Annotated in this window: 12 protein-coding genes; 11 read left to right on the forward strand and 1 reads right to left on the reverse strand. The window is 62.2% G+C overall.

Annotated elements, in window-relative coordinates; all coding sequences use genetic code 11:
- Nucleotides 1-217 precede the first annotated feature (217 nt).
- From ABSB13_RS15350 to accD, 9 genes are all read left to right on the forward strand, one after another.
- On the forward strand, nt 218-1,054 hold the full coding sequence (locus tag ABSB13_RS15350; protein ID WP_428110095.1) for a S1 family peptidase: 837 nt from the start codon (nt 218-220) through the stop codon (nt 1,052-1,054).
- A gap of 263 nt (nt 1,055-1,317) precedes the next feature.
- Complete coding sequence (gene trpE / locus ABSB13_RS15355; RefSeq protein WP_428110096.1) at nt 1,318-2,823, forward strand: anthranilate synthase component I; 1,506 nt, start codon at nt 1,318-1,320, stop codon at nt 2,821-2,823.
- 5 nt (nt 2,824-2,828) lie between these two features.
- Nucleotides 2,829-3,437, forward strand: coding sequence for an anthranilate synthase component II (locus ABSB13_RS15360; protein ID WP_428110098.1), 609 nt, complete (start codon nt 2,829-2,831; stop codon nt 3,435-3,437).
- On the forward strand, nt 3,434-4,471 hold the full coding sequence (gene trpD, locus ABSB13_RS15365; RefSeq protein WP_428110099.1) for an anthranilate phosphoribosyltransferase: 1,038 nt from the start codon (nt 3,434-3,436) through the stop codon (nt 4,469-4,471). The genes ABSB13_RS15360 and trpD overlap by 4 nt, the downstream gene beginning before the upstream one ends.
- Nucleotides 4,468-5,268: an indole-3-glycerol phosphate synthase TrpC gene (gene trpC, locus ABSB13_RS15370; protein WP_428110100.1), complete on the forward strand. Its 801-nt coding sequence runs from the start codon at nt 4,468-4,470 to the stop codon at nt 5,266-5,268. The genes trpD and trpC overlap by 4 nt, the downstream gene beginning before the upstream one ends.
- Nucleotide 5,269: 1 nt before the next feature.
- Nucleotides 5,270-5,878, forward strand: coding sequence for a phosphoribosylanthranilate isomerase (locus ABSB13_RS15375; RefSeq protein ID WP_428110102.1), 609 nt, complete (start codon nt 5,270-5,272; stop codon nt 5,876-5,878).
- Nucleotides 5,859-7,052 (forward strand): tryptophan synthase subunit beta, encoded by a 1,194-nt coding sequence (gene trpB, locus ABSB13_RS15380; RefSeq protein ID WP_428110103.1) that lies wholly within the window; start codon nt 5,859-5,861, stop codon nt 7,050-7,052. The genes ABSB13_RS15375 and trpB overlap by 20 nt, the downstream gene beginning before the upstream one ends.
- Before the next feature lie 4 nt (nt 7,053-7,056).
- Nucleotides 7,057-7,908, forward strand: coding sequence for a tryptophan synthase subunit alpha (gene trpA / locus ABSB13_RS15385; protein WP_428110105.1), 852 nt, complete (start codon nt 7,057-7,059; stop codon nt 7,906-7,908).
- Complete coding sequence (accD, locus tag ABSB13_RS15390; RefSeq protein WP_428110106.1) at nt 7,901-8,794, forward strand: acetyl-CoA carboxylase, carboxyltransferase subunit beta; 894 nt, start codon at nt 7,901-7,903, stop codon at nt 8,792-8,794. Before trpA ends, accD begins: the two co-directional genes overlap by 8 nt.
- 470 nt (nt 8,795-9,264) lie before the next feature.
- On the opposite strand, the gene ABSB13_RS15395 is transcribed toward accD, so the two are convergent.
- A complete protein-coding gene (locus ABSB13_RS15395) occupies nt 9,265-9,549 on the reverse strand; it encodes a pentapeptide repeat-containing protein (protein WP_428110107.1) in 285 nt (94 codons plus the stop codon).
- A gap of 131 nt (nt 9,550-9,680) precedes the next feature.
- Between ABSB13_RS15395 and ABSB13_RS15400 the strand changes: the two genes are divergently transcribed.
- Entirely contained in the window at nt 9,681-10,991 is a 1,311-nt protein-coding gene (locus tag ABSB13_RS15400) for a bifunctional folylpolyglutamate synthase/dihydrofolate synthase (RefSeq protein WP_428110108.1), read from the forward strand.
- Nucleotides 10,963-11,520: LptA/OstA family protein (locus tag ABSB13_RS15405; protein WP_428110109.1), on the forward strand; the 558-nt coding region annotated here is incomplete at its 3' end. The genes ABSB13_RS15400 and ABSB13_RS15405, both read left to right, overlap by 29 nt.

The following is an 11,520-nucleotide window of genomic DNA, read 5'->3' on the forward strand; positions in this document are numbered from 1 at the left end:
GGCGCCATCCGCCCCTCGATGCCACTTCGCTGAACCCAATCCTCATGATCACTTCTGTCAGTCACCTCTGCGCAGCAACCTGTGCAGAGCTTCCCTAGGAGCCTCTTTTGTCATCTAAGCTTCTTAATTCAAATCGGCGCGATCACACTGCCAATTTCAAGCCGGCTGCCGTGGCGACGGCAGCGAAGTGGCGCACCCCCACAGCCAATCGCAAAACTTGAATCATATAACTGGAAGCAACATTGCAACGGCTTATTTCAGAACCCAACTGCCGCCTGAATTCGAATTCGACACGGACAGGAAGGAACAAATGAAAGAGTGGCACGAATCTATCGAAGCCGTCCAATCGTCCATCGTGAAGATCGAAACGCCTCAAGGACACGGAACAGGGTTTCTTTGCGCATACAATGAGGACAAAACTTGGACAGCAATCGCTACTGCGCATCACGTCGTAGAAGATGCAGATAAATGGCAACAGCCGATCAGAATTCATAATATAGCTGCCGCCAAAACTATCCTTGTCCACGAAGCAGACCGAGTTATTCTCGTGGACGCCCTCAAGGATTCAGCGGTTATTCTTATCCCGGGTGGGAAAGCCAAGCCGCTTGATCTTCCAGAAAAACCTGTAGAATTCATCGACACTACTAAGCTGCGGCTCAAGGTCGGTGTTGAGGTTGGTTGGCTCGGGTATCCCGGCATCGGCGCGGACGCTCTTTGCTTCTTCACTGGAAATATCAGCCCTTGGCTGAAGAATAGATCCGCGTACCTGATCGACGGTGTCGCCATCAGTGGAGTCAGTGGTGGACCTGTTTTTTATGGCGCTGCTGGAGGCGACTCCGATACCATTCAAATCATCGGGACGATCACCGCTTATATGCCGAATCGAACACTCCCCGGTCTTTCTTTTGCTCAAGATGTTTCTCACTTTCAAGCTACGGTGGCTGTTATCAAAAATAGAGACGAAGCAGAGCGAAAAAAGAAGGAACAAGCTGAAGCTGCTGCTGCCGTAGCTGCAACAGCCAGCGAGAACCCACCTGAACCTGATTCAAAATAACCGGTATTTCAAAACCGGCCACTACCGCCTCCCGCCTCCCGCATTGACAACCACCTGCCGCGCATGGATCATTAACCCAACGATGAATCTCACGAGCCGGAAAATCTGTGCGGGATGGTGGCGTTGGCACGTCGATGCACCCGCCTGCGCGCCGGCTTTGTAATTCATCGCAAAACCGATTTCTTAAGAGGGCCGCGGGCGAAAAACCTGCGGCCCTTTTCTTTTTTTGAGTGATGGAGTTGGAAGCAAGCGAGGCAATTTAGATGTTGCAACCCACTGAAAGCGAATTCGAACAACTGGCGGCGAAGGGATTCAACCTCATCCCGGTCTTCGAGGAAATCGCCGCCGACCTCGAGACTCCCGTCTCCGCCTTCCTGAAGGTCGCGCGCGACGATTACGCCTTTCTGCTCGAAAGCGTCCGCGGCGGCGAGAAATGGGGACGCTACACTTTTCTCGGTTCCGAGCCGTCGGTCGTGATGCGTGCGCGCAAAAACCGTATGGACATCATCCGGCCCGGCCGCGGCGTCGAAGTGCGCTCGGTGGCCAACTCGTTCGAAGAGTTGCGCGCCGAGGTCAAGCGCTGGCGCGCCCCCGAGCTGGCGAACCTGCCGCGCTTCTTCGGCGGCGCGGTGGGATTTCTCGCTTACGATATCGTGCGATGCTTCGAGAAGATTCCCGAGACCACGCACGACGATCTCGGCACCCCCGATTTCCATTTGATGTTCACCGACACGGTGCTGTGCTTCGACAACATGCGCCAGACGCTCAAAATAATCGCCAACGTGCCGGTCGAGGAGTTCGCCTCGACAAAAATGGCGTATCAAAGCGCGCGCGTGAAGATCGACGAGATAATCGAGCGCCTCAAACGTCCCGCCGTGCCGCCGTTCCTCGAGGGTGCAAGCAGCGTCGCCGTCAACGACGCGTCCATCACCTCGAACCAGACGCGCGAAGGCTATATGGCGATGGTTTCTGCGGCCAAGGAATATATCGCGGCCGGCGACGTTATCCAGGTCGTTCCGTCGCAGCGCTTCGAGGCGCCCCTGACCGTGCATCCGTTCAACATCTACCGCAGCCTGCGCACGATTAACCCGTCGCCCTACATGTTCTACCTGCGCCTGGGCGATCACACGCTGGTCGGCGCCTCGCCGGAAGTGATGGTCCGGGTCGAGGGTCGCGAGATTACCCTGCGGCCGATCGCGGGAACCCGACGGCGCGGCGCGACGGAGGCCGAGGACCGGGAGCTCGAAGCCGAGTTGCTCGCCGATCCCAAGGAACGCGCCGAGCACGTGATGCTGGTCGATCTCGGGCGCAACGACGTCGGCCGGGTCTCCGAAATCGGCTCGGTGAAAGTGACGGAGCTGATGGTCGTCGAACGCTACTCGCACGTGATGCATATAGTGTCGAACGTCACCGGCGTGCTGCGCGAGGGATCCGACGCGTTCGACGCATTCGCGGCGACCTTTCCGCAGGGCACCGTCTCCGGCGCCCCGAAAATCCGCGCCATGGAAATTATCGACGAGCTCGAGTCCGTGCGCCGCGGCGTGTACGCCGGCGCGGTCGGCTATTTCAGCTACACCGGCAACACCGACACCGCGATCGCGCTGCGCACGCTGCTGATCAAGAACAACCGCGTTTACATTCAGGCCGGTGGCGGCGTCGTCGCCGACTCGGACCCCGGCGCGGAATTCGAGGAATCGGTAAACAAGGCTCGCGCGATGGTGCGGGCGCTTGAGGCCGCGCGTGGCTTTGAAAACGCGGCGAAGAGGTAAGTCGCATGGCGCGCAATGATCAACTTCGAATCCTGATGATCGACAACTACGACTCGTTTACCTACAACCTCGTGCAGCACCTCGGCGAACTTGGCGCCGGCGTCACGGTCAAGCGCAACGACGCCATCGACGTCGCCGGAATTCGCGCGCTTCATCCCGCCGCAGTCGTCATCTCGCCCGGACCGTGCACCCCCTCCCAGGCCGGAATCTCGCTGAAGCTGTTGCGCGAGATGGCGGGTGAAGTTCCGATTCTCGGCGTGTGCCTCGGCCTGCAATGCATCGGCGAGGCGTTCGGCGGAAAGGTCGTGCGCGCGGGTCGCCTGATGCACGGCAAGACCTCGCCGGTGATTCACGACGGCAAAACGATTTTCGCGGGAATCCCCAGCCCGTTCGACGCGATGCGCTATCATTCGCTGGTAGTCGACGCGGCGTCGATTCCGCCGGCGCTGGAAGTCAGCGCCCGCACCGCGGAAAACGAAATCATGGGGCTTCGCCACAAACAGCACGCTATCGAAGGCGTGCAGTTTCACCCTGAATCGATTCTGACCTTCGAGGGCAAGCATCTGCTGAAAAACTTTCTCGACCGGCTCGATCGGGACGGGGACGCGCGATGAGCGGACTCCATGGCGCGCTGCTGGCGCTCATCGACGGGCGCTCGCTCACCGGCGCGGAGGCCGAACTCGCGATCGGCGAGGTCATGGACGGCGGCGCGCACGACGCCGTCGTCGGCGCGTTCCTGGTGGCGCTGAAAATCAAGGGCGCTGAGGCCGATGAGCTGGCAGGCGCGGTGCGTGCGATGCTCGAGCGCGCGCGTCCGCTCGAGCTTCGCGCCGGCGAGGTGCTCGACACCTGCGGCACCGGCGGCGACGGCGCCAGTACCTTCAACATCTCGACCGGCGCCGCGTTGATCGCCGCGGCGGCGGGCGTGCCGGTCGCCAAGCATGGCAATCGAGCGATCAGCGGCACGGTAGGCACGGCCGACGTGCTCGAAGCGATGGGCGTGAAGATCGATTGCGATCCGGATGGGTTGAAACGATGCCTGGAGGTGGCGGGATGCTGCCACATTTTCGCGCCTGCCTATCATCCCGCGTTCAAGCAGCTTGCGCCGCTCAGACGCGCGCTCGGAATTCGCACCATCTTCAATCTGATGGGATCGATCGGCAACCCTGCGCGTCCGCACTTCCATCTGTTGGGCGTCGCTGAGGACAGCCTGATCAGACCGATGGCGCACGCGCTCAGAGCACTCGGAACCCGGCGCGCGATGGTCGTACATGGCGACAATGGGGTCGACGAAATCGCGCTCGACGGTCCGACCCACGTTACGGAACTCCGCAATGGCGAGTTGACGGAATATGAAATCACGCCGGAGAGCCTCGGCGTGTCGCGCGGCGACCATCGCGCGCTGGTGATCAGGAATCTCGACGACGCCGTGCGAGTTTTGCGCAGCGCGCTTGATGGCGGCGCGGGCCCGGCGCAAGATGTGCTCGCGCTGAACGGGGGCGCCGCAATTTACGTCGGCGGGATGGCCGCGTCGCTGAAAGAAGGCGTGGATGTGGCGCGCGAAATTATCGCCTCGAGCCGCGCCCTGGAAGTCCTCGACAAGCTGCGGCGCGCCAGCAACGGAGAAATCCCGAAAGAAGTTCAATGACCTCGATCCTCGACAATATTTACGCCGCCAAACGCGTCGAAGTGCGCGCCCGGCGTGCAATCGTGTCGCCGATGGCGATCGTCGCTGAAGCGGGGCGAGCGCCCAAGCCGCGCGACTTTATCGCAGCGCTGCGCGCCCGGCGTCCCGCGATAATCGCCGAGATCAAACGCGCATCGCCCAGCAAGGGCGACATCATGCCCGGACTCGATCCGGCCAATGTCGCCCGCGAGTATGTTGCCAGCGGAGCGGCTGCCATCTCCGTTCTGACCGACGTCCATTTCAAGGGCTCGCTCGACGATCTGCGCGCCGTGCGCGCCGCCGTGGATGTCCCGCTGTTGCGCAAAGACTTCATCTTCGAGCCGTACCAGGTTTACGAAGCGCGCGCGGCCGGCGCCGATTGCATTCTGCTGATTGCCGCGATGCTGAAAGAGGGGGAGTTGCGATCGCTGGCGGCGCTCGCGCGTGAGCTTGGGATGGCGACGCTGGTCGAGGCGCACGATCCAGGCGAGTTCGCGCTCGCCGGGAAAATCGGCTCGGGGCTGGTAGGTATCAACAACCGCAACTTGCACACTTTCGTGACGGATATCGCGGTAACCGAGCGCCTGCTCGCGGGCTACAGTGGCGCCGCGGTGATCGTAACCGAAAGTGGAATCGATTCGCCCGACGATATTCGGCGGCTCGACGCGGCCGGCGCGCGCGCGTTTCTGATCGGCGAGAGTCTGCTGAGGGGCGCTACGCCGGGTGCGAAGCTTGTCGAGCTGATGAACGCGTTCGGGGACGCGCCGCCGCGGAAGTAAGATGACAGTTCGCGTCAAAATCTGTGGTGTAACGTGCGTCGAAGACGCGCGCGCGGCGATTGCCGCCGGCGCCGATATGATCGGCCTCAATTTCTGCGCGAAAAGTCCGCGTTACGTCGAGGTCGGTCGCGCCCGAGAGATTCGTGCGGCGATCGGCTCCCGCGCCGCTGTGATTGGAGTGTTCGTTAACGCCGAGCGCGGCTACATAGATGACCGATTGCGCGCCGCGTCGCTCGACATGATCCAGTTCTCCGGCGATGAGGATGACGCGGCGCTCGCGGGTTGGCCGGTTCCATCGATCGTCACCTGCCGGCTGAAGCCGGGCGAAGTGTCGAGCGTGACGCCGCGCCGCGCGGACTACGTGCTCTTTGACGCCTTCGATGCGAAACTCCATGGAGGCACTGGATACCGTATCCCGCTGGATCAGCTTCGCCGGCTCGACTTGAGCCGGGCGTTTGTCGCCGGCGGATTGAATCCCGACAACGTTGCCGAGGTGGCCGCACTCGGCCCATACGCGGTCGATTGCGCAAGCGGCGTCGAATCGTCGCCGGGCGTAAAGGACCACGATAAACTGAGGAGCTTCGTAAAAAATGCAAAACGTTCCCAATAGCCGCGGCCATTTTGGCCAGTTCGGCGGAAAGTACGTTGCGGAAACCCTGATGCCGGCGCTGTTCGAGCTCGAGAGCGCCTACAAGCAGGCGCGTCGCGATCCAAAATTCTGTGACGAGCTCGAGCGGCGCTCGCGGGAGTTCGTGGGACGCCCGACGCCGCTCTACCTGTGCGAGAATCTCACCGCACAGCTGGGCGGCGCGAAGATTTATTTGAAGCGCGAGGATCTCTGCCATACCGGCGCGCACAAGGTGAACAACACGCTCGGACAGGCTCTGCTGGCGGTGCGGATGAACAAGTCGCGCATCACGGCCGAGACCGGCGCGGGACAGCATGGCGTCGCGACGGCCACGATGGCGGCGCTGTTTCGCCGCGAGTGCGAAGTCTTCATGGGTTCGATCGACGTCGAGCGTCAATCGCTGAACGTCTTTCGGATGAAGCTGCTCGGCGCGAAGGTCACTCCCGTCGAGGGCGGCAGCAAGAGCCTGAAGGACGCGATGAACGAGGCGCTGCGCGATTGGATCGCGACGGTGCGCAACACCTACTATCTGATTGGCACCACCGCGGGACCGCATCCTTACCCGATGATCGTGCGTGACTTCCAGTCGGTCATCGGGCGTGAGGCGCGCCGCCAGATTCTCAAACACGAAGGGCGCCTGCCCGACGTGCTGGTCGCGTGCGTCAACGGCGGCTCGAACGCGATTGGACTTTTCTATCCGTTCATCAAAGACACGGGGGTGCGAATGATCGGCGTCGAGGCTGCCGGCCTCGGCATCAGCGGACCGCATCATGCGGCCACGATCACGACCGGGAGCGTCGGCGTTCTGCACGGCAACAAGACTTACCTGCTGCAAGACGAGCTCGGACAGGTTCGCGAGACGCATTCGATCGCCGCCGGGCTGGACTATCCGGGCGTCGGCCCCGAGCATTCGTGGCTGAAGGACGTGGGCCGCGCCGAATACACCTCGGTTACCGACGCCGAAGCGCTCGATGCTCTGAAGACGCTGTCGGAGACCGAGGGAATCATTCCGGCGCTCGAGAGCGCGCATGCGGTGGCGCACGCAATCAAGCTGGCGCCGCAATTGCCAAAGGAGCAAATCATGATCGTGAATCTGTCGGGGCGCGGCGACAAGGACATGCAAACGGTCGCCAAAGCGCTCGGGGTGACGGTGTAGGGTTATGGCAGCGACGGGGCGAATCAAACGTAAATTTCGCGAGCTGCGCGCGCGCGGCGAGGCGGCATTAATCCCGTTCATCGTTGCCGGCGATCCCGATATGGAGACCACGCGCAGGCTGGTGCTCGAACTCGAGGCTCGCGGCGCCGACTTGATCGAGCTGGGCGTGCCGTTTTCCGATCCGATGGCCGACGGACCGGCCAACCAGCGCGCGCTGGCACGCGGACTCGGCGCGGGCGCGTCGTTGGCGGCGATTCTCTCGATGGTGAGCGAGCTGCGCGCCCAGACTCAGATTCCGATCATCCTGTTCGGGTACTTCAACCCGATCTTTCACTACGGATGCGAGCGGTTGTGCGCGGACGCCGCGCGGGCGGGTATCGACGGGATGCTGACGGTCGATCTGCCGCCCGAGGAAGCCGGCGAACTCAAGCGGCCGGCGCGCGCCAACGGTCTCGATATCATCTACCTGCTCGCGCCGACGACGCCGCTGGACCGAAGCCGCGCGATCGTGCGCTCCGCCAGTGGCTTTCTCTATTATGTATCGGTGACGGGAGTGACCGGCGCGCGCGCGCATCTCGACGCCGGCATCGCGGAGCATATGCGCGAGCTGCGCAGCGTCACCGATCTGCCAATCGGCGTCGGCTTCGGCATCTCGACGCCCGCGCAGGCCGCCGAGGTCGCGACGATGGCGGATGCGGTGGTGGTAGGCAGTGCGATTTCCCTGCTGATCGAAGCGCACATCAAGTCCGGCGACGTGCCCGAAGCGGTGGGCGGACTGGTGGGCGCAATGAAAGATGCGATGAAGTCGGCGCGCCGAGGCGAGCGCGCACCCGGATTGGGGGACTCAGATGGCTGAACGCGAACCGACGATCGCCGCGGCGCCGGCGCCCTCCGACGACATCTGGTCGAAGTGCCCGTCGTGCAAGGAGATGGCGTTCCGCAAAGAAGTGGAACGCAATCTGAACGTGTGCCCCAAGTGCGGATATCATTTCCGCGTCACCGTCGCGCAGCGGCTTTCGCTCGGCGTCGATCGCGGGACGTGGCGCGAGCTGATGGCCGATATGACGATTGGCGATCCGCTCGGCTTCGTCGATTCCAAGCCGTACCCGGCGCGGATGGAACAGGCGCGGGCGAGCAGCGGACGCAACGACGCGGTGGTGGTTGGAATCGGCGAGATCGAGAATCGGCCGGTGGCGATCGGCGTGATGGATTTTGAATTCATGGGCGGGAGCATGGGTGTGGTGGTGGGCGAGAAGCTGGCGCGCCTGTTCGACATCGCACGCGAGCGCAAGATTCCGGTGATCGTGTTCGTTGCGTCGGGGGGCGCGCGAATGCAGGAAGGTGCGCTGTCATTGATGCAGATGGCGAAGGTTTCCTCCGCGATCGCGCGGTTTCGCGACGCGCGGCTGCCCTATATTTCGGTGCTCTGCGATCCAAGCACGGGCGGCGTCGCCGCATCGTTTGCGATGCTCGGCGATTTGAATATCTCGGAGCCCGGAGCGCTGATCGGTTTTGCGGGCCGACGGGTGACCGAACAGACCAGCAATCAACAGCTTCCCGACGACTTTCAGCGCGCGGAGTTCCTGCTGGCGCACGGGATGCTGGACGCGATTGTCCCGCGGCATCAGATGCGCTTCACGCTGTCGCGAATCCTGGCGATGCTGACAAAGCCGCGCGGCAACCGCGCCTCAGGGCAGGGTGCATCGAAGGGCAAGCACAAGCGCGGCGGGGAAGTGCCCTAGCTCGGGCACTAATAAACTGACTCGTAGTTAACTGGCCGCGCCACCATCATGAGGGCGGCGGGCCACGCCGGCAGCTGGCATACAAAATGCTCCATTTCCCAACCATGCTGCTTGAATCAGAAAATCTGTTGCAGAATAGCGTCGTGCAACTAAGCGATGTTGCTGACTCGCTACAAAAACGTGCCGCCGCAATCGATGCGTGGCTCTCCGGACTCGGTAGTGTCGAACAGCGACGATCCGAAGAAGGAGTGATCGAGCGTGTCTACTGGCGTTACGGGTATATGACTGCGGTCAGGGACGCGCTCGATGTGCTCCGACGAAACGGCCTAATACCCTAGACGGGGCGAATCGGACGTTTGCAGGGGGTGACCCCTGCACCCAATGTTAAGGCCGCGCTCCGTTGTCGCGCGCGGCCGCTGCGGCGCGGGGCACGGTGCCTCCAAGGGCAAGGGCAGAGGAGCGTCCCAGGTTTAAACTTTTCTCTGCTGCGCCTCTTTTATCAGTTCCGCGATGTTCCAACCGAAGACGGTGAGGCCGCTGATGTTTGCATTATCGATGCTGACGTTGGCGAGATTCACGTCGGTAAGCTTGGCGTCTTGCAGGTTTATGTCCGCAAAGGACGCCCCCCGGAAATTCACGTTCGTGAATCTGGAGTCAGCCAGGTCCACGTCTTCAAACTCGGCTTGCGCCAGACCGCATCCGTGGAACTTGGCTCCCCGCAAATCCTCCTGATCGAACCGCTTGCTTTCGCTCATCAAGTCCTCCTTAAACGGTTGCCCTATCAATCGTATGCACGAATGCACGCAGATAATTCAAATGAGGACGCTACTCGGTCCGGGCGGAATCTTCCGCCGTCGAGCGGCAGGCGGTAAACTCCGGGCTGGAAATGGACCAGCTCTCGAAAACTATCGACTGGCTGTATTCGCTGGAGTCGCGCGGCGAGATCTACAAACTCGAACGCATGGACGCCGCGCTCGAACTGATCGGCAATCCGCATCGCAGGCTTCGCGCGGTGCATATCGCGGGCACCAAGGGCAAAGGTTCGGTGGCCGCGATGCTCGACAGTTGCCTCCGCGCAGCCGGCTACCGCACCGGACTCTACACCAAGCCGCACCTGGTAAACCTGGCGGAGCGGACGCGAGTCTCCGGCGCCGAAATTCCGGCGGCGCAAATGCTCGATTATATCGAGCGGCTGCGCGCGATTTACGACCGCGCGGGGCTGGCGCTCACGTTTTTCGAGTTCACGGTCGCGATGATGTTCCTGTACTTCGCCGAGGCGGGCGTCGAGTGCGCGGTGGTCGAGACGGGGCTCGGCGGGCGGCTCGATTCGACCAATGTGGTGACGCCGATTTTGAGCGTAATCACGCCGATCGGTTTCGATCACATGGAATATCTCGGCCACACGATCGCGGCGATCGCGGGTGAGAAGGGCGGGATAATCAAAAGCGATGTCCCGGTCGTGATTGGCGCGCGCGATCCCGACGCGCGGCTGGTGCTGACGTCGATCGCCGCGCAGCGCCGCAGCGCCGTGCGCTTGATCGATCGCGACTTCTCGTACCGGTCGCATGCCCCGGCGCATCGATTGGACTACCACGGCCTTGGGCTGGAAATCCGCAATCTCGAGATCGGGCTCGCGGGTCCATTTCAGCACGAGAATGCCGCGATTGCGGTGGCCTCGCTCGAGGCGTTGCGCGCGCAGGGCTGGCGAATCGACGAGGACGCCATTCGGCGCGGCATCCGGGAAATATGCTGGCCGGGGCGCTTCGACGTCGTGTCGAAGCGGCCGCTGGTTATCCTTGATTGCGCGCACAACGAGATGAGTATTGCGGCATTGCTCGAGACGATGAGCGTCGAGCTGGGTCCGGGCGTGAAGCCGCGCCTGATATTCGGCTGCCAGTCGGCCAAGGAATGGCGACCCATGGCCGCGATGCTGGGTCCGCGGGTGCGCGACGTTACCTTGACGCGGGCCAAACCCAAAAGCCCGCTGGAACCGGAGGAGCTGGTGGCGCATTTCGCGGCACACTGTCCCGCCCGCGTCGAGCGCGATCCGCTCCGCGCGATCGAGCGAGTGATGTCTGAAATGGCGCCCGACGACGTGGCGCTGATCACGGGTTCGGTGTATCTTATCGGCGAAGTTTACCCGTATTTTCTCACCCGCGAGGGGCGAATTGGGTTGTTTCCTGAAGCCGGCGCTTAGGCGAATTGCGATCACGGTTTTGTTGGCGTGGGCGGCGATGCTCTCGCCGGCTATCGTCAACGCAGACGCGCCAGCCGGTTCCAAGCCCGCCCCGCCCGCCAAGCGCTCGAAGGGGTTTGCAGTTCCGGCCCCGGTCCGCAGCGAGCATGGGGCAGAACCGGTCACTGTCACCGGCCAGGAAACGATCTACGACTCCAAGACCGACACCTTCGTGGTAAAGGGCGACGCCGTGATGAGCCAGGGCGGCAGCGTGCTGAAGGCCGACGAGATCGACATAAACCGCCGCCAGCGCCAGGCCCGCGCGATCGGTCATGTCCATTTGATCGATCCGGAAATCGAAATGTGGGCGAGCGACGGGACGATCGACATTACCAATGAGACGATGGTGCTTAACAACGCCAAGATTTTGGCGAAAAAAGATATTTACCATCTTGAAGGCAAGCAGATCGTAAAGCTCGAGGGGCAGAGCTACGAGGTGAAGGATGGATTCTTTACGACCTGCGGATGCGAGAAGGGCACGCCCGACTGG

The organism is Binatus sp. (SeqCode), assembly GCF_050013435.1.
Classification (GTDB): Bacteria; Desulfobacterota; Binatia; order Binatales; family Binataceae; genus Binatus.